General features: G+C 68.5%; 14 protein-coding genes. 9 read left to right on the forward strand and 5 right to left on the reverse strand.

Annotated features, from left to right (window positions below):
- Window positions 1–103: 103 nt before the first annotated feature.
- Genes INT49_RS12045 through INT49_RS21160 form a run of 5 tightly spaced genes read right to left on the reverse strand, consistent with a single transcriptional unit; the run spans window position 104 to window position 6,075 of the window.
- Window positions 104–1,828, reverse strand: coding sequence for an ABC transporter substrate-binding protein (locus tag INT49_RS12045; RefSeq protein WP_193117982.1), 1,725 nt, complete (start codon window positions 1,826–1,828; stop codon window positions 104–106).
- A gap of 13 nt (window positions 1,829–1,841) precedes the next feature.
- Window positions 1,842–2,927 carry an ABC transporter ATP-binding protein gene (locus INT49_RS12050; RefSeq protein WP_193117983.1) on the reverse strand — a complete coding sequence of 362 codons (1,086 nt, stop codon included), beginning with the start codon at window positions 2,925–2,927 and terminating at the stop codon, window positions 1,842–1,844.
- Window positions 2,924–4,039, reverse strand: a complete 1,116-nt coding sequence (locus INT49_RS12055; protein WP_193117984.1) for an ABC transporter ATP-binding protein — start codon at window positions 4,037–4,039, stop codon at window positions 2,924–2,926. Before INT49_RS12055 ends, INT49_RS12050 begins: the two co-directional genes overlap by 4 nt.
- Window positions 4,036–4,971, reverse strand: coding sequence for an ABC transporter permease (locus INT49_RS12060; protein WP_193117985.1), 936 nt, complete (start codon window positions 4,969–4,971; stop codon window positions 4,036–4,038). The genes INT49_RS12055 and INT49_RS12060 overlap by 4 nt, the downstream gene beginning before the upstream one ends.
- Window positions 4,972–4,974: 3 nt before the next feature.
- Complete coding sequence (locus tag INT49_RS21160; RefSeq protein WP_319021602.1) at window positions 4,975–6,075, reverse strand: ABC transporter permease; 1,101 nt, start codon at window positions 6,073–6,075, stop codon at window positions 4,975–4,977.
- Window positions 6,076–6,361: 286 nt separating this feature from the next.
- Between INT49_RS21160 and argC the strand changes: the two genes are divergently transcribed.
- The 9 genes from argC to tyrS all read left to right on the forward strand — a co-directional run bounded on the left by argC (window position 6,362) and on the right by tyrS (window position 17,176).
- Window positions 6,362–7,489 carry an N-acetyl-gamma-glutamyl-phosphate reductase gene (gene argC, locus INT49_RS12070; RefSeq protein WP_193117987.1) on the forward strand — a complete coding sequence of 376 codons (1,128 nt, stop codon included), beginning with the start codon at window positions 6,362–6,364 and terminating at the stop codon, window positions 7,487–7,489.
- A 104-nt stretch (window positions 7,490–7,593) separates the two neighbouring features.
- The gene (gene argJ / locus INT49_RS12075) at window positions 7,594–8,763 is read left to right on the forward strand and encodes a bifunctional glutamate N-acetyltransferase/amino-acid acetyltransferase ArgJ (RefSeq protein ID WP_193117988.1); all 1,170 of its coding nucleotides are present in this window, start codon (window positions 7,594–7,596) and stop codon (window positions 8,761–8,763) included.
- A complete protein-coding gene (gene argB / locus INT49_RS12080; RefSeq protein ID WP_226850379.1) occupies window positions 8,760–9,761 on the forward strand; it encodes an acetylglutamate kinase in 1,002 nt (333 codons plus the stop codon). The genes argJ and argB overlap by 4 nt, the downstream gene beginning before the upstream one ends.
- The gene (locus INT49_RS12085; RefSeq protein ID WP_193117989.1) at window positions 9,754–11,031 is read left to right on the forward strand and encodes an acetylornithine transaminase; all 1,278 of its coding nucleotides are present in this window, start codon (window positions 9,754–9,756) and stop codon (window positions 11,029–11,031) included. Before argB ends, INT49_RS12085 begins: the two co-directional genes overlap by 8 nt.
- A 1-nt stretch (window position 11,032) precedes the next feature.
- Window positions 11,033–12,016, forward strand: a complete 984-nt coding sequence (gene argF, locus INT49_RS12090) for an ornithine carbamoyltransferase (protein ID WP_193117990.1) — start codon at window positions 11,033–11,035, stop codon at window positions 12,014–12,016.
- Window positions 12,013–12,612: an arginine repressor gene (locus INT49_RS12095; RefSeq protein ID WP_226850381.1), complete on the forward strand. Its 600-nt coding sequence runs from the start codon at window positions 12,013–12,015 to the stop codon at window positions 12,610–12,612. Before argF ends, INT49_RS12095 begins: the two co-directional genes overlap by 4 nt.
- A 155-nt stretch (window positions 12,613–12,767) precedes the next feature.
- On the forward strand, window positions 12,768–14,003 hold the full coding sequence (locus tag INT49_RS12100) for an argininosuccinate synthase (RefSeq protein ID WP_193117991.1): 1,236 nt from the start codon (window positions 12,768–12,770) through the stop codon (window positions 14,001–14,003).
- Complete coding sequence (gene argH / locus INT49_RS12105; RefSeq protein ID WP_226850383.1) at window positions 14,000–15,538, forward strand: argininosuccinate lyase; 1,539 nt, start codon at window positions 14,000–14,002, stop codon at window positions 15,536–15,538. Before INT49_RS12100 ends, argH begins: the two co-directional genes overlap by 4 nt.
- 369 nt (window positions 15,539–15,907) lie before the next feature.
- Complete coding sequence (gene tyrS, locus INT49_RS12110) at window positions 15,908–17,176, forward strand: tyrosine--tRNA ligase (RefSeq protein WP_193117992.1); 1,269 nt, start codon at window positions 15,908–15,910, stop codon at window positions 17,174–17,176.
- Window positions 17,177–17,890 lie beyond the last annotated feature (714 nt).

The raw sequence follows: 17,890 nt of genomic DNA on the forward strand, positions 1-17,890 counted from the left end.
GGCCGACGGGCCCGGATCCTGGGCGGGAGAGCTCAGGAACCGGGCCCGTCGGCCGTCGCGGTCTGGTGCCGGTGGACAGCGAGGCGCCTCCCGGACGATCGGATCAGGCCGGTTCGATGGCCATGAGCAGCTGGGTCATGTTGCCCATCCCATTGATCCTCGGGAAGTAGTCGACATCAGCAGGGTCCGGGATGCCGGTCCAGTTGAGCTCGGTGTACATGATGCCCGTACCGCCTCCTTGCACGGGTGCGTGCGGCGCCTGCTCGAGGAAGGCCTGCTGCACCCCTTGGACCCCCTCCGCGATCTGATCCTGGGTCTCCGGGGTATTGAGCGTGGAGACGAGGATCTGCATCTTCTCCTCGGCTTCGTCGCCCCATGCCCACCGTCCCCAGTTGCCGTTGTTGGTCTCTTCCTCGAGAGGCAGGATGGGCTGGTCGTACATCGTGTAGTTCGACCACGGGGAGCCGGGGTAGCCCAGGCCGGTGGCGACCACGTCGAACTCCCCGGTCGAGAGGATGGTGTCCATGACATCCTTCGGCTTCGGGTCGAAGGTGACCGTGACCCCGAGGTTCTTCTCCCAGGTCGAGACGACGATCGGCATGGTCACCATGAACGTCGCGTTGTCGTTCTGGATCTGCAGGCTCAGAGGGTGCTCCTTGCCATCCTTCTCGAGGTTGCCGGCAGCGTTGACGGACCAGTCGGACGCCTCGAGGGCCTTCGTGGCGGCGTCGGTGTCCATCGCCATCGGCTCATTGAACTCGGGCTGCTGCAACGACTCGTTGAGCACCGGGTCCACACCGGCGGCATTCGGCAGCGTGTACGCAATGCCGGAGGCCTCCATCACAGCGCTGTAGTCGATCGCGGCGCGGAATGCCTTGCGGATATTCGCGTCGGCCATCGGGGAGTCGGGATTCGCGGTCATGAAGGCGATGCCCTCCGACGCGCCGTCGGCGATCCACGAGTAATGGTTCGTCTCTGCCATGCCCACGAAGCCCTTGACGACGCCCGGCGCCCCACCCTCGGCGAAGTCGACGTTGCCCTGTGAGATCTGGGTCTCGATGTTGCCAGCCTGACCGGAGGGCACGAACTGCACCTCCCCGACCTCGGACGTCCCGCCCCAGTAGTCGTCCCGCATCGCGTAGGTGACCAGCTGCGTGTCGAAGGCCTTCAGACTTGCCGGCCCGGTGCCGATCGGATCGTCCATGATGTCCTGAGGGAACTCGAGCTTGTCGCCGTCCTGATAGATGTGCGACGGGACGATCGGGTAGTAGAGCGCGAGGTTCACCTCCTGCTGGCGCTGGTCGTCGTTGTACTTCACCGTCACCGTATGGTCGTCCGGGGTCTCGATCGGGGCCGAGAGCCACACGAACTCGTCCTCCGCCGGTTCGGGGTTCGGGGTCCCGTAGATCGAGCCCAGGGTGAACAGCACGTCCTTCGCGGTGAAGGGCTCGCCATCGGACCAGGTCACGTCCTTGCGCAGGTGGTAGGTGACTTCCTTGCCGTCCTCCGAGTGATCGGCGGATTCGGCGAGCATCGGCAGGAGCTGGCCGCCGTCCTTGGAGGAGAGGCGGAAGAGCGGTTCGTAGACGAGGTCGAGGCCGGGTGCGGTGTCACCTCCGCCGTACCGGTTGAAGTTCTTGGCGAACTGATTGGTCGCCGTGACCATCGTGCCGACGACGAACAAGGCGCCGGCGCCGCCGCCGCCTCCGCTGTCGGGCCCGCCGCCGCTGCCGCTGCCGCTGGAGCACGCTGCCGCCGTGGCGGCGATCGAACCGATGCCGAGTGCGCCGAGTGCGCTGCGGCGGGTGAACTGGGGTGAGATCTTCATTGATCGCTCTTTCTCAACGTGCCGAGGTGACGGCGGGGGTGGGGGTGGTGGGGGTGAAGTCGGATCGCTGATCGGCCAGGACGCACAGGACGTCTCGTCCGTCAGGGCTGGTGTAGCGCGGGATGGGGGCGCTGGTGCACTCGGGACGTGCGAGCGGGCACCGGTTCGCGAATCGGCAGCCGAGGACCTCGACCGAGTTGTCGACGGGGGCCGCGGTGGAGGTATCCAACGCGGCGGAATGTCCGGAGCCCTTGAAGTGCGCCGGGTCGGGCGCCGCGTCGAGGAGCAGCCGTGTATAGGGATGAACCGGGTCGCTGACGATCTTCTCGGTGGGCCCGGATTCGATGATCCGACCGCCGTACATGACGTTGATCCGATCCGACAGGTACCGCGCGCTGGCGATGTCATGGGTGATGTAGAGGACCGCGAGTCCCTCGGAGTCCCTCAGATCAGCCAGGAGGTTCAGCACCTCTAGTCGGATGGAGGCGTCGAGCATCGAGGTCGGTTCGTCGGCCAGCAGCACCTTCGGGTTCACGGCCAGCGACTTGGCGATCGCCACTCGTTGTCGCTGCCCTCCTGAGAGATCCGTGGGGTACTGGTCGATATATCGCGAGGCGGGCGTGAGGTTGACCCGTTCGAGGAGCTCGATGACCTTGTCGGCGACGGCGCGGCGGCTCTTGACGATGCGGTGGATGCGCAGAGGGCGCTCGACGATGTGCCGGATCTTCTTCAGCGCGTTCAGGGAGGCGAAGGGGTCCTGGAAGATCAGTTGCGTATCGCGGTAGTAACGACGCTCATCCTTCGCGGCGCGGGCCAGCGGGACCCCGCCCACCAGGACTTCGCCGCCCGTCGGCGGATAGATCAGGGAGAACACGCGTGCGAGGGTGGTCTTGCCTGATCCGGATTCGCCGACGAGGGCGGCGATCTCCCCGGGATGCAGCGTGAAGTCGATGCCGTCGAGTGCGCGTACCGTCACCTTCCCCTCGGGGCTGTCGACGCGGAAGTGCACCGAGAGGTCCCGGGTCTCGAAAACCGGGGCGCGGGAGTCTGATCCCTGATCGGGCCCCTGGTTCTGGTCGAGGTCGTGGTTCGTGCTCATGAGATCGGCTCCTTAGGGTCCGCGGCGGAGTCGCGGTTGCTGCTTCCTGACCGATGACAGGCCGCGACGCCGGTCTCGGTGGGTTCCAGCTCAGGCCGCTCGGTGCGGCAGATGTCGAGTGCGAGCGGGCAGCGTGAGACGAATGAGCATCCCTGGGGCAGGTTGAGCAGGTCAGGCGGAGTCCCGGGAATTCCGGACATGCGCCGGACGGGCTCGGACAGGGGTGGGAAGGATGCCCGCAGCCCGCGTGTGTACGGGTGCTGGGCGTCCTCGTAGAGCTGTTCGGGCATGCCGATCTCCACGATGCGTCCTCCGTACATGATCGCGATGCGGTCGGAGATCTCGAGCAGCAGAGAGAGGTCATGGGTGACGAACACGATGGCGAAACCCAGAGTGGCCTGCAGCTGGAGGATCTGCGTGAGGATCTGGCGCTGCATGACGACATCCACCGCGGTGGTCGGCTCGTCCATGAACACGATCTCGGGGTCCGAGGCGAGGGAGAGCGCGATCAGCGCACGCTGCTGCATCCCGCCGGAGAGCTGGTAGGAGTACGACTGCAATCGGGCCGACGGGATCCCGACCATCTCGAGCAGCTCTCCGGCTCGGACGCGAGCAGAGGCCTTCGTCGCCGATCTGTCGTGCTCCAGGATCACGTCGATGAACTGGGTCTCGAGCCTCATGACCGGGTTGAGGGATGCCATGGCGGACTGCATGACGATGGAGAGCGACGTCCAGCGGTAGCTGCGCAGCTCGTCCTCGGTCAGTGCGGTCAGGTCGACGGGGCTGCCGACGTCGGGATGGAAGGTGACGGTGCCGGCGCTGGTGACGGCGGGGGCGCGCTGGAGTCGTGACAGGGCGTTCAGCAGAGTCGACTTCCCCGAGGCGGATTCTCCGGCGATCCCGAGGATCTCCCCGCGGCGCAGCTGGATGTCGATGTCCCGGCAGGCCGGCACCTCCCCGCTCTCGGTCACGTAGGTGACGTCCAGTCCCTTGGCTTCGAGGAGCAGAGGCGACTCCTCGAGCCGCCGGGCGATCTGCGCCGTGGTCTCGACCGGGACCTGGGATGCCCCGAGGACCTCGGGTCCGCTGAGTGTGCTGGCAGTGATGCTCATGAGGTAGCTCCCGCGGGGACCTTGTCGGGCGTGCTCGGTGTGGAACGGCGGCGGTTGCGCTTGAGGAACTTGCGCATGAGGGACAGCCGCTTCGAGCTGAGGGTCGGATTCGTGATCTCGTCCAGTCCGAAATTCACCATCGTGGTCGCGAATCCGAGGAGTGCGAGGCACAGCCCCGGCGGCACGAACCACCACCACATGCCGCGGAAGAGCGCGTTCATGCCGAAGGCATAGTTGATGATCAGCCCCCAGCTGGGCTCGGCGGCGCTGCCGATCCCGAGCATCGCCATGGAGGCCTGCATCCCGACGCCTGCCGCGATGAGGGTGAGGAAGATCGGAGAGATGATCCCGAACATGTGGGGCATCACCTCGACGAAGACGATGCGGAGCTTGGACTCGCCGACCGTTCGCAGGGCCGTGGTGAAGTCGCGCCCGCGCAGGCTGAGCGCCTGGGCCCGGATGCGTCTCGCGCCGCCGGTCCACTCGAAGAGTCCGATCAGGAGGGAGACGACGATCAGAGGCATCTCGCGCCAGAAGGTCGCCGCGATGATCAGGACGGGGAACGAGGGGAGGTTCTGGAAGATCAGGATCAGTCCGTTGAGCAGACGATCCGTGATTCCGCCGAGGAACCCGGCGGCCGTTCCCATCGCGATGGCGATGAAGGACGCGATGATGGCGGACGCGAACCCGACGAACATCGAGTTGTAAGTTCCGTGCATCATCCAGGTCAGGACGTCCTGGCCCGAGACGGTCGTCCCGAGCGGATGGGACCAGGACGGACCGACCCCCATCGCCTCCGGGAAGATCGACTGCGGTGTCCGACCCAGCACATGGGTCGAGAACGGCTTTCCGAGGACGGCTACGAGCGTGAAGAAGCCGATGATGGAGAGGCCGATGATGACTTTCGGGTTGGACAGGAAACGACGGATCATCGCTCAGCTCCCCTCTCTGGTCCGGGGATCCAGCAGCACGTAGACGCTGTCCGCGATGAAGTTGAAGATCAGGCTCAGCACGATGACGATCAGCAGCAGAGCCTGCATCAGCGGGTAGTCGCGCACAGCGGTTGATGCTCCGATCAGACCGCCGAGACCGGGGTAGATGAAGACCGCCTCGGCGAGCACCACCGCCATGAGGATGCCGCCCATCGACATCGCCAGGCCGGTGATGTTGGGGAGCAGGGCGTTCCGGGCCGCATAGGAGTTCCGCACCCGTTCGGGGGAGAGTCCCTTGGCGCGGGCAAGATGCACGTAGTCCTCGTTGACGGTCGTGATCATCATGTTCCTCATGCTGAAGAGCCAGCTCGTGAACCCGACGACCGTCAGGGCGATGAGGGGGAGCACGGAGTGGTACAGCACGCTCAGCACCCAGTCCGAATTCGTCAGCGATGCCGGTTGCATGCGCTGGTTGACCGCGCCCTGGGCAGGGAAGAGTCCCTTGCTGTAGGAGAGGTACCAGACCGCCAGGAGCCCGAGCCAGAACGGAGGGATGGAGGAGAAGAACATCGCGAAGGGCGTGATGATCGAGTCCAGCAGGCGACCCGGCTTCCAGCCGAGACGGGCACCGAGGTAGGTGCCGATCAGCCACCCGAGCAGGGTGGAGACCAGCCCCAGGTAGACCGTCCAGGGCAGGGCCTGGAGGATGAGGTCGGTGACCTTCATCGGGTAGTACATGATCGAGCGCCCGAGATCGAGATGGGCGAGCTGGACCATGTAGTTCCAGAACTGCTCCCAGACGGGAGTGTCCGGGTCTCCGTACATGTTGTGGATGATCGACATCTGGTATTCCGACGGACGCTGGCCCGTCTTCTCGTAGATGTCACGGATCATCGACTGCGCCGGATCGTTGGGCATCAGCCGAGGGAGCGCGAAGTTGAGCACGAGGGACACGAGGAACACCACCAAGTAGGTACCTGCCCGTTTGGCCAGGTACACCAGGTTCGGTGGCAGCCGCGGGCCGGAGGGCCGAGGTGCGTGTGTCGAGCTGTCGTGCCCGGGAGTCTCTCCCGAGGTCGACTCCTGTGTCGTACTGCTTGTCACTGCTTCTCCTGGTGGTGTGCCGCCGGTGGCACATCGACGGGAAGGGGTCACCATGTCGTTGTGACCCGTGTCGCTTAAGCGCTGAATCAGAGCTTAACCGCTCCAGCAGTGAATCGGTCAACAGATGGGCATCGTGTCGTTTTCGTGACCGGCAGAGACTGCGCGCAGGGCATGCCGGTGCAGGTGGGGGCGCTCCGCTGGTCGTCTCGCCCAGGGGTCGAGAGGGTCGGATCGAGCGTGTGAACTCGATTGGCTGTTCATGCACTCTGCTGTATATACTTCCGGTATGACTTCCGCATCGGGCACCCCCGCCTCTGCTTCCCCTGTCTCTGCTGCGCCTCGCGACGCGTCGGCGCGCCTGCCGCGCGTCGCCGTCGTCGGCGCTTCCGGGTACGCCGGGGGAGAGACGCTGCGACTGCTGTCCGTGCATCCCGGGGTCGAGATCGCGACGGTCGCCGCGCATTCAAGTGCGGGCAAGCGGCTGAGCGAGGTCGCGCCGCACATCGACCTCGGTCATGACCCGGTCCTAACGGAGACCTCCGTCGAGTCGCTCAGCGGTCACGACGTCGTCGTCCTCGCACTGCCTCACGGCCAGTCCGGGCAGATCGCGGCCGCACTGCGCGAGAAGGATCCGGACGTGCTGGTGCTGGATCTCGGCGCCGATCATCGGCTCGAGAGCGCCGAGGACTGGGCCGAGTACTACCGGTCCGAGCACTCCGGCACCTGGACCTACGGCATGCCCGAGCTGCCGCTGGCCGACGGCACCCGGCAGCGCGATCAGATCGTCGGCGCCCGAGAGATCGCCGTGCCCGGCTGCAACGCGACGGCCGTATCCCTCGCGCTGGCACCGCTCGTGCGCGCCGGCCTGATCGACCACACCCAGCTCAGCGCCGTTCTGCCCGTGGGCTACTCCGGGGCCGGCCGCTCGGCCAAGCAGCACCTGATGTTCGCAGAAGCCTCCGGCAGCGCCGCACCGTACGCCGTCGGAGGCAGTCACCGCCACGTGCCCGAGGTGCTGCAGAACCTCCGTCGCTCCTCCGGGAAGGACGGCCTGCGACTCACCTTCACTCCGGTGCTGGTGCCGATGAGCCGCGGCATCCTCGCGGTGCTCAACGCCCCGGTCACGGGATCCGCCACCACGGCGGACCTCCTCGCCGCCCTGACCGCCGACTATGCGCACGAGCATTTCGTGACCGTGCTGCCCGAGGGCGTCTTCCCCACGACCGGCGAGGTCACCGGGGCCAACACGATCCGTCTGGGTGCCGCCGTGGACCATCGCAGCGGCCAGGCCACCGTGATCGCCGCGATCGACAACCTGGTCAAGGGCACCGCGGGTGCGGCGATCCAGTCGCTCAACCTCGCGCTCGGCCTGCCCGAGGCCACCGGCCTCACCCGCACCGCACTCGCCCCCTGAGGGCCGGCCGTCCGCACCGCACGCGTCCGGCCCGACCGTGCCCCCCGCCGTCGGCCCGGTCCCGTCGGCCCCTCCCGTTCTCGACCCTCCCCGAGGAGTTCCTCATGACGATCACCCGCCCTCGCGGCTTCCGCGCAGCCGGACTCGCCGCCGGCATCAAGTCCACCGGCGCCGCCGATCTCGCCCTCGTCGTCAACGACGGCCCGCGTGACGTCGCCGCCGCCGTGTTCACCTCGAACCGGGTCCAGGCCGCCCCTGTCCTCTGGTCCCGCGAGGCCGTGGCCGACGGCCGCGCCCGCGCGGTCGTGCTGAACTCCGGCGGCGCGAACGCCTGCACCGGGCCCGAGGGCTTCGCCGACACCCATCGCACCGCGGAGCACCTCGCGAGCCTGCTCGACGTCTCCGCCCAGGACGTGCTGGTCTGCTCGACCGGACTGATCGGGGAGCGGCTGCCGATGGAGCCACTGCTGGCCGGCGTCGCCGCCGCCAGCGAGCAGCTCGCCGCCGGGGCGGACTCGGATGCGGCCGCCTCCCGCGCGATCATGACCACCGACTCGGTGCCGAAGACCGCAGAGGTCACGACTGCGTCCGGAGCGATCGTCGGCGGCATGGCGAAGGGGGCGGGCATGCTCGCCCCGCAGCTCGCGACGATGCTCGTGGTGCTCACCACCGATGCGGACGTCGACGCCACCATCGCGCAGGAGGCCCTGAAGGCGGCCACCTCGACCACCTTCGACCGGGTGGATTCCGACGCCTGCATGTCCACCAACGACACCGTCATCCTGCTCGCCTCCGGGGCCAGCGGCGTGATGGTCGCGGCCGACGAGCTCACCGAGGCGATCCGGGCCGTCAGCGCGGACCTCGCCCGGCAGCTGGTGGCGGACGCCGAGGGCGCGAGCCATGACGTCCACGTCGTGGTCCGCTCGGCGACCTCCGAGCAGTCCGCCCTCGCGGTGGCCCGCGAGATCGCCCGCTCCAACCTGGTCAAGGCCGCGATCTTCGGCAACGACCCCAACTGGGGCCGGATCGTCTCCGCGGCCGGCTGCGTGCCCGAGGCGGTCGCACCCTTCGACGTCGCCGATCTCAGCGTCACCGTCAACGGGATCGAGGTGTGCCGTGGCGGCGGGGCCCACCGCGACCGCTCCGAGGTGGACATGACCCCGCGCGAGACCCTCATCGAGGTCGATCTCGGCGCCGGGGAGGCCACCGGTGACATCTGGACCAACGACCTCACCCACGACTACGTCGAAGAGAACAGCGCCTACTCCTCATGACCTCTCCGCAGAACACTCCCCAGCCCGCCGCAGGGCCCGAGGCCGACACCGCCGAGGGCCAGCTGGTCGGCAAGAACCCGCTCGCGCAGCTCGACGCCGCCCGCACCGAGGCGCGCGAGAAGTCCGAGGTGCTCATCGAGGCGATGCCCTGGATGCAGCGCTTCCGCGGGAAGATCGTCGTGGTCAAGTACGGCGGCAACGCCATGGTCGATGACGAGCTGCGTCGCGGTTTCGCGGCGGACATGGTCTTCATGCGGCTGGCCGGCATCCACGTCGTCGTCGTCCACGGCGGCGGCCCCCAGATCAACACGATGCTCGAGCGCGTCGGCATCGACTCCACCTTCCAGGGCGGGCTGCGCGTCACCGACACCGACACGATGGACGTGGTGCGCATGGTCCTGGTGGGCCAGGTGGGCCGGCAGCTCGTGGGCCTCATCAACCATCACGGGCCGTTCGCGGTCGGGATGTCCGGTGAGGACGCACGGCTGTTCACCGCCACCCGTCGCGGCACCGTCGTGGACGGCGAGGACGTGGACCTCGGGCACGTGGGCGCCGTCAACGGCGTCAACATCGACGGCATCAGCGACCTCCTGGCCAGCGGCCGGATCCCGGTGATCTCCTCGATCGCCCCCGAGGTCGACGCCGACGGTAACCCCACCGGGGAGGTGCTGAACATCAACGCCGACCTCGCGGCCGCGGCCCTCGCCGAGGGTCTGGACGCCGAGAAGCTCGTGATGCTCACCGACGTCGAGGGGCTGTACCGCGACTGGCCCGACCGCAGCTCGCTGATCCCCGAGATCTCCGCGACCGAGCTGCGCGAGATGCTGCCCTCCCTCACCGCCGGGATGATCCCGAAGGCGGAGGCGCTGCTGGGCGCGGTCGACGCCGGGGTGCGCACCGCCGCCATGATCGACGGCCGGATCGAGCACGCGGTGCTGCTGGAGGTCTTCACGACCAAGGGTGTGGGCACGATGGTGAGGAGGGACGACTATGTCTGAGGACGAGATGACGGGCACGACGACGACCACCGGCGCGACGACGACCGGCGCGACGCCCACGGACCACGTGGCGGGGGAGTCCTTCGAGGATCGCTACCGCGAAGCCCTGCTGCCCGTGTTCGGCACCCCGCAGAAGGTTCTCGCCCGCGGCGAGGGAGTGCGCGTCTGGGACACCGACGGGAAGGAGTACCTCGACCTGCTGGCCGGGATCGCCGTGAACACCCTGGGTCACGCCCACCCGTCGATCCTCGCGGCGCTGACCAAGCAGGCAGGCACCCTCGGCCACGTCTCGAACTTCTTCGCCAGCGCCCCGCAGATCGAGCTCGCCGAGAAGCTGCTCGCGCTCGCCGAGGCCCCGGAGGGGTCCGCGGTGTTCTTCGCGAACTCGGGCTCCGAGGCGAACGAGGCGGCGTTCAAGATCGCCCGCCGCACCGGCCGCCCGCGCATCCTGGCGCTGTCGAACTCCTTCCACGGCCGCACCATGGGCGCCCTCGCACTGACCTCGAAAGAGGCCTACCGGGCCCCCTTCGAGCCGCTCCCGGGCGGGGTCGAGTTCCTCCCCGCAGGCGATGAGCAGGCCCTCGCCGAGGCGCTCGCGCCCGGGGACGTCGCCGCCGTCTTCGCCGAGCCCATCCAGGGCGAGGCCGGAGTGCAGCCGCTCAGCCGCGACTACCTGCTGGCACTGCGTCGCCTCACCCGCGAGCACGGCACCCTGCTGGTCCTCGACGAGGTCCAGACCGGGATCGGCCGCAGCGGCCACTGGTTCGCGCACCAGGCGGTCGACGATCTCCAGCCCGACGTCATGACGCTGGCCAAGGGCCTCGGCGGCGGGTTCCCGATCGGCGCCGTGATCACCTACGGACCGAAGGTCCACGACCTCCTCCAGCCCGGTCAGCACGGCACCACCTTCGGCGGCAACCCGCTCGCCTGCGCCGTGGCGCTCGCCGTGCTCGGAACCCTCATCGAGGACGACCTGCTCGCGCACGTGCGCACCGTCGGCGCCCGCTTCTCGGCCGACGTGCTCGCCCTCGGCGACCCGTTGATCTCCGAGGTGCGCGGAGCGGGTCTCCTGATCGGGATCGGGCTCACGGCCCCGATCGCCCAGCAGGTCGCCGCGGCGGCCCTGCAGGCAGGGTTCATCGTCAACGCCCCGAACCCCACCACCCTGCGCCTCGCGCCACCGCTCATCATCACGCAGGCGGACCTCGACGAGTTCGTCACCGCCCTGCCCGGACTGCTCAAGGTCGCGGCCCCCGAAGGAGAGAACTGATATGCCCCGCCACTTCCTGCGCGACGACGACCTCAGCCCGGCCGAGCAGAAGGAGGTCCTGGCCCTCGCTCTCGAGCTCGCGGGCGACCGCTTCGCCCAGCGACCGCTCGAGGGCCCCCGCACCGTCGCGATCCTGTTCGACAAGTCCTCGACCCGGACCCGCATCTCCTTCGCGACCGGCGTCGCCGAGCTGGGCGGCAGCCCGCTCGTCATCGAGGCGGGGAACAGCCAGCTGGGCCGGGGAGAGTCCATCGCGGACACCACCGAGGTGCTCACCCGCATGGTCTCCGCGATCGTATGGCGCACCTTCGGCCAGGAGCGGATCGAGGAGATGGCGTCGGTCTCGACCGTCCCCGTCGTCAACGCGCTGACCGACGAGTTCCACCCCTGCCAGATCCTCGCCGACCTGCAGACCATCGCCCAGCACACGGGGGGCCTCGCCGACGGCGACGCCGCCCTGGCCGGGCGCTCCATGGCCTACCTCGGCGACGGCGCGAACAACATGTCCCACTCGTACCTGCTGGGCGGGGTGACCGCCGGCATGGACGTGCGGATCGGCGCGCCCGCCTCCCACCAGCCCGATCCCGAGATCGTGGCCCGGGCCCGGGAGATCGCCGCGACCACCGGGGGAGCGGTCACCGTCACCGAGGACCCGCGCGAGGCCGTGGCGGGCGCGACCGCCGTCCTCACCGACACCTGGGTGTCGATGGGCCAGGAGGGCGAGGACGGCCGGGGCGAGGCGACCTTCGCCCCCTACCAGGTCACCGAGGAGCTCATGGAGCTCTCCGGCGGAATCTTCCTGCACTGCCTGCCCGCCTACCGCGGCAAGGAGGTCGCCGCCTCGGTGATCGACGGCCCCGCCTCGGTGGTGTGGGACGAGGCGGAGAACCGCCTGCATGCACAGAAGGCCCTGCTCACATGGCTCCTCACCCACCCCGACGAGGAGACCGCCGAGCACGCTCGGCCCCGGGGCGCGCGACGATGAGCGAGCAGCGGCGGGCACTGGCCCAGACCAAGACGTCCCGTCAGCATCGCATCGTGCAGCTGCTGACGCACCAGGAGGTCTCCTCGCAGTCCCAGCTCGCGCAGCTTCTGACCGCCGAGGGGACCGAGGTCACCCAGGCGACGCTCTCGCGCGATCTCGTCGAGCTGCAGGCGGAGAAGGTCCGCGGCTCCGCGGGGAGCCTCGTCTACCGGCTCCCCCCGGAGGGCGGCACGAATCGGCCGGCTGGACCCCCGGCCGAGAACGAGCTGCTCGAGGCCCGCCTGCCCCGCCTCGCGGAGGGCCTGCTGGTCTCCGCCGAGGCGAGCGGCAACCTCGTCGTCGTGCGGACACCTCCCGGGGGTGCGCAGTATCTCGCCTCGGCCCTGGACAGGTCGGTCATGCCCGACGTCCTGGGTACGATCGCCGGTGACGACACCGTGCTGCTGATCGCCCGGGATCCCGACGGCGGGGATCGGCTCGCCGCCCGCCTGCTCGATCTGGCCGAAGGCCGACGGGACGCCGCCGATCCGCCGGAACCCGTCCCCGAGCGCCGGCACCGCGCCGATCCGCAGCACCCGATCCCGAAGACCCGATAGACAGAACCGTAGAACCGCGAGACCAGCAAGACCCCCGAATACCCGAGGGAACCCGTACGACAGCACCCCGCTCTGGGCGACCAGGGCACCGAGTGCATCGCCCCCTCGGACACTCCATAGAACGTGCTTAGCAGAACTCGATTAGGAGCATTCCCGTGACCGAACGCATCGTCCTCGCCTACTCCGGCGGCCTCGACACCTCCGTGGCCATCGGCTGGATCCACGACGCCACCGGCGCCGACGTCATCGCCTGTGCGGTGGACGTGGGCCAGGGCGGCGAGGATCTCGAGGTCATCCGCCAGCGTGCCCTGGACTGCGGCGCCGTCGAGGCCTACGTGGCCGACGCCCGCGACGAGTTCGCGGAGGAGTACTGCATGCAGGCCCTCAAGGCCAACTCGCTGTACATGGATGCCTACCCGAACGTCTCGGCGATCTCCCGCCCGGTGATCACCAAGCACCTCGTGAAGGCCGCCAAGAAGTTTGGCGCGACCACCGTCGCCCACGGCTGCACCGGCAAGGGCAACGACCAGGTGCGCTTCGAGGTCTCGATCACCTCGCTCGCCCCCGAGCTCAAGTGCATCGCCCCGGTGCGCGACCTCGCGCTGACACGCGACAAGGCGATCCAGTACGCCGAGCAGAAGGGTCTGCCGATCGAGACCACGAAGCACAACCCGTTCTCGATCGATCAGAACGTGTGGGGCCGCGCCATCGAGACCGGCTTCCTCGAGGACATCTGGAACGAGCCCACCAAGGACATCTTCAGCTACACAGACGACCCGGCCTTCCCGCCGGTCGCCGACGAGGTTGTCATCTCCTTCGAGCGCGGCATCCCCGTCGCGATCGACGGCCGGACGGTCACCCCGCTGGAGGCCATCCAGGAGCTCAACCGTCGCGCCGGCGCCCAGGGCATCGGCCGCATCGACATCGTCGAGGACCGCCTCGTGGGCATCAAGTCGCGTGAGGTCTACGAGGCTCCCGGCGCGATGGCCCTGATCACCGCGCACCAGGAGCTGGAGCGCGTGACCCTCGAGCGCGAGCAGGCCCGCTTCAAGCGCACCGTGGGCGATCGCTGGACCGAGATGGTCTACGACGGCCAGTGGTTCTCCCCCCTGAAGAAGTCCCTGGACGCCTTCATCGACGAGACCCAGCGCTACGTGAACGGCGACATCCGCATGACCCTGCACGGCGGCCGCGCCACCGTGACCGGTCGCCGCAGCGAGACCGGCCTGTACGACTTCAACCTCGCCACCTACGACGAGGGCGACACCTTCGACCAGGGCAGCGCCCGCGGCTTCATCGACATCTACGGCCTGGCCGCCAAGCAGGCCGCGGCCCGCGACGTCGCCTTCGGCAACGGGGAGGACCTCACCACCGACGAGGCCGACGCATGAGCTCGGATGGCATGAGCTCGGACGGGATCAGCTCGGCGGGGACGCCCTCCTCGGGGCACGTCGCCCCTGCCGGGAACCCGTCCGCTGCCGCGAAGCTCTCGGCTGCCGGGGATCCGTCGGCCGCGCAGGAGCGTGCCTCCCTGTGGGGCGGCCGCTTCGGCTCCGGCCCGGCGGCGGCGCTCGCCGCGCTGTCGGTGTCCACGCATTTCGACTGGCGCCTGGCGCAGTACGACCTGCGGGGGTCCAAGGCCCACGCGAACGTCCTGCACACCGCGGGCCTGCTGAGCGATGACGAGCTCGCCACGATGCAGGGCGCGCTGGATCAGCTCGCCGCCGACGTGGCCTCCGGGGAGTTCGTCTCGGCACCGGATGACGAGGATGTGCACACGGCCCTCGAGCGCGGCCTCATCGAGCGGGCCGGGGGAGAGGTGGGTGGCAAGCTGCGCGCCGGCCGCTCCCGCAACGACCAGATCGCCACCCTGATCCGGCTGTTCATCCGGGACCAGGCGCGTGTCGTCGGCGACCAGGTGCTGAACCTGGTCGACGTGCTGCTCGCACGCGCCCTGGAGGTGCATGGTGTGCCGATGCCCGGACGCACACATCTCCAGCACGCCCAGCCGCTGCTGCTGAGCCATCATCTGCTGGCCCACGCCTGGCCGCTGCTGCGCGATGTGGAGCGCCTGCGGGATCTGGATCGTCGCGCGGACAGCTCGCCGTACGGCTCCGGCGCGCTCGCCGGCTCGAGCCTCGGCCTGGATCCCCAGGCCGTCGCCGCCGAGCTCGGGTTCTCCGACTCGGTGTGGAACTCGATCGACGGGACCGCCTCGCGCGACCTGACCGCGGAGTTCTCCTTCGTGCTCGCGATGATCGGCATCGATCTCTCGCGCCTGGCGGAGGAGGTCATCCTGTGGAACACCAAGGAGTTCTCGTTCATCACGCTGGACGATTCCTTCTCCACCGGCTCCTCGATCATGCCGCAGAAGAAGAACCCGGACATCGCCGAGCTCGCACGCGGCAAGGCGGGACGCATCGTCGGCGACCTGGTCGGTCTGCTGACCACGCTCAAGGCGCTGCCCCTGGCGTACAACCGTGATCTCCAGGAGGACAAGGAGCCGGTCTTCGACCAGGTCGACTCCCTGGGCCTGGTGCTCCCGGCGTTCACCGGGATGATGGCCACGCTCACCTTCCACACCGAGCGGATGGCGGAGCTGGCGCCGCAGGGCTTCTCCCTGGCCACCGACATCGCCGATCACCTGGTGCGTGGCGGGGTGCCCTTCCGCAGCGCCCATGAGATCTCGGGCGCCTGCGTGAAGATGGCCGAGGAGCAGGACAAGGAGCTGTGGGACCTCACGGACGACGAGTTCGCCGAGATCTCCGAGCACCTGGACTCCTCTGTGCGCGAGGTCCTCTCCGTGGAGGGCTCCATCGGATCCCGCGACGCCAAGGGCGGGACCGCCCCGGTGCGCGTCGCCGAGCAGGAGCAGGCCGTCGCCGACGCGCTCACCTCCCTGCGGGAGTTCACCCGGGGACGCTGAACCTCGAGGCTCCGAGGCTCCGAGGCTCCGAGGCTCCGTGATTCCGGGACTTCGGGACTTCGGGACTTCGGGACTTCGGGACTTCGGGACTTCGAGATGGCGCCGTCAGCGGCCGGTGACCGACATGGTCACCGGCCGCTGCGTCGTTCTGCGAGCGTCCCCAGCACCATGAGACCTGCCTGCGGCCGGTCCTCCACGCTGCTCTCCTGGCCGGACCGGTCGCTCCGGGCGCGCATCTGGGATACTGGAGGCTGGCGCCCTCAGGGCGTCGATGGTCCGGAGCACGGGCCGACGGTCCTCGTCGGCCTCACTGCGCTGCACCGCCACATCACGCGGCACATCCCGTGCCCCACCGAGAGGAACCGATCGATGCATTCCGTCCTGGACGAGCTCGCCTGGCGAGGACTCGTCGTACAGACCACCGGGCGCAACGCGCTCGGCAGCGCTCTGGCGGACGGACCGATCAGCCTGTATTGCGGCTTCGACCCGACCGCTGCCTCGCTCCACGTGGGGCACCTGACCCAGGTGCTCACGATGCGTCGACTGCAGCTGGCGGGTCACCACCCCTACGCCCTCGTGGGTGGGGCGACCGGCCTGATCGGGGATCCTCGGATGTCCGGGGAGCGCGTGCTCAACGACGCCGAGCTCGTGGGGACCTGGGTGGACAGCCTGCGCGGCCAGATCTCCCGCTTCCTCGATCTGGACGGGGAGTTCGCCGTGACCATGGTGAACAACCTCGACTGGATCGGGCAGATGAGCGCGCTCGACTTCCTGAGGGACATGGGCAAGCACTTCCGGATGGGCACGATGCTCGGCAAGGAGACCGTTCAGCGCCGCCTGCAGAGCGATGAGGGGATCAGCTACACAGAGTTCAGCTACCAGGTGCTCCAGGGCATCGACTTCCTCGAGCTGCACCGGAGGCACGGGGTCAGCCTCCAGTTCGGCGGCAACGATCAGTGGGGCAACCTGCTCTCGGGCGTCGAGCTGATCCACAAGGTCGAGGGCCACGACGCCCATGCGTTGACCACGCCGCTGGTCACCAAGGCGGACGGCACCAAGTTCGGGAAGAGCGAGGGCGGCGCGATCTGGCTCGACCCCGAGCTCACCAGTCCGTACGCCTTCCACCAGTTCTGGCTCAACGCGGCCGACGCGGATGTCGTGAACTACCTGAAGTACTTCACCTTCCGTACCCGGGAAGAGATCGCCGAGCTCGAGCAGGCCACGCAGGAGGCCTCGCACAAGCGGGCCGCGCAGCGTGCACTGGCCGACGAGCTCACCACCATGGTCCACGGTCAGCAGGCGACGGACCAGGCCACGGCCGCGGCGGCAGTGCTCTTCGGACGCGGGGATGTGCGCGAGCTGGACGAGGCCACCGTCGTCTCGATCGCCCGGGAGCTCCCGAGTGCCGAGCTCGCTGCGACGACTCCGTTGATCGATGCCTTCGTCGAGACCGGCATCGTCCCGTCCAAGGGAGCAGCACGGCGCGGGGCCGACGAAGGCGGATTGTCCGTGAACGGCGAGAAGGTCTCTGCCGATGCCCTCGCCCAGGAGATCGGAGATGTCCAGCTGCTGCCCGGTCGTCATCTGCTGCTGCGCCGCGGACGGAAGAACGCCGCGATGGTGCGCCTGGCCGGCTGACACCTTTTCCCACCCGAACGCCCCGATCCCTCCTGTCCGGAGGGGTCGGGGCGTTCGGCGTTCCGAGGTGCCCCCCAGGGCAGGCGAGGTTCGCCCCCGGGGCAGGTCGAGCAGGCAGCGGCCGTGCCTGGAGCGGGCCGTGCCGAGGCACTGCCATGGCATCGTCTGGTGCAGCAACTCCTCGTGACCCCACTCTCAGACGTGGGTCACAGTTGCCCCGATGAGCGCTTTCCGAAACCCGGAAAAGCACCTCTGACCTGCAGGTATGGTCCCAACTCGAGGTGAACGGGACCTGAATTCGCCGGTTTGCCAGACCTCCTCGCAGTGCGTAATGTTCTTTCTTGTCAGCAGCGAGGACGCAGACACGAAAGGCCGAGAGGTTCCCCCGGGAGCAGCGGCACGGAGTGGATGCGGAAGAGCTGAGGACCCGAGAGTGCGGGAGACCGCATGACCGGCCGTGACCACGTCACCGGAACGATCGCCTGGCGATCTGCACGAGACGCAGGACACGGACTGCGGAGTTGGACAGGGTCGCGAAGAACTGCTAGAGTGGTGACTCGCGCCGGACCGACGAAGTACGAAGTCGCAGGACGGTTACTACCGACCGGCGCATCCGAGCCTCTGACTCACGCCGCTACCGCGGTGGGATGACGATGTGTGCGTGTTGTTTGATATCTCAATAGCGTGTTTATTTGTTGATGCCATTATTTTGAT

The organism is Brachybacterium tyrofermentans, assembly GCF_014897585.1.
Classification (GTDB): domain Bacteria; phylum Actinomycetota; class Actinomycetes; order Actinomycetales; family Dermabacteraceae; genus Brachybacterium; species Brachybacterium tyrofermentans.

Excerpts from the sequence above, each read along its gene's own strand:
- argJ (WP_193117988.1), top strand. The coding sequence starts at position 7,594 with ATGACGATCACCCGCCCTCGCGGCTTCCGCGCAGCCGGACTCGCCGCC.
- INT49_RS12095 (WP_226850381.1), top strand. The coding sequence starts at position 12,013 with ATGAGCGAGCAGCGGCGGGCACTGGCCCAGACCAAGACGTCCCGTCAG.
- tyrS (WP_193117992.1), top strand. The coding sequence starts at position 15,908 with ATGCATTCCGTCCTGGACGAGCTCGCCTGGCGAGGACTCGTCGTACAG.
- INT49_RS12085 (WP_193117989.1), top strand. The coding sequence starts at position 9,754 with ATGTCTGAGGACGAGATGACGGGCACGACGACGACCACCGGCGCGACG.
- argB (WP_226850379.1), top strand. The coding sequence starts at position 8,760 with ATGACCTCTCCGCAGAACACTCCCCAGCCCGCCGCAGGGCCCGAGGCC.
- argF (WP_193117990.1), top strand. The coding sequence starts at position 11,033 with ATGCCCCGCCACTTCCTGCGCGACGACGACCTCAGCCCGGCCGAGCAG.
- INT49_RS12045 (WP_193117982.1), bottom strand. The coding sequence starts at position 1,828 with ATGAAGATCTCACCCCAGTTCACCCGCCGCAGCGCACTCGGCGCACTC.
- argC (WP_193117987.1), top strand. The coding sequence starts at position 6,362 with ATGACTTCCGCATCGGGCACCCCCGCCTCTGCTTCCCCTGTCTCTGCT.
- argH (WP_226850383.1), top strand. The coding sequence starts at position 14,000 with ATGAGCTCGGATGGCATGAGCTCGGACGGGATCAGCTCGGCGGGGACG.
- INT49_RS12050 (WP_193117983.1), bottom strand. The coding sequence starts at position 2,927 with ATGAGCACGAACCACGACCTCGACCAGAACCAGGGGCCCGATCAGGGA.
- INT49_RS12060 (WP_193117985.1), bottom strand. The coding sequence starts at position 4,971 with ATGATCCGTCGTTTCCTGTCCAACCCGAAAGTCATCATCGGCCTCTCC.
- INT49_RS12055 (WP_193117984.1), bottom strand. The coding sequence starts at position 4,039 with ATGAGCATCACTGCCAGCACACTCAGCGGACCCGAGGTCCTCGGGGCA.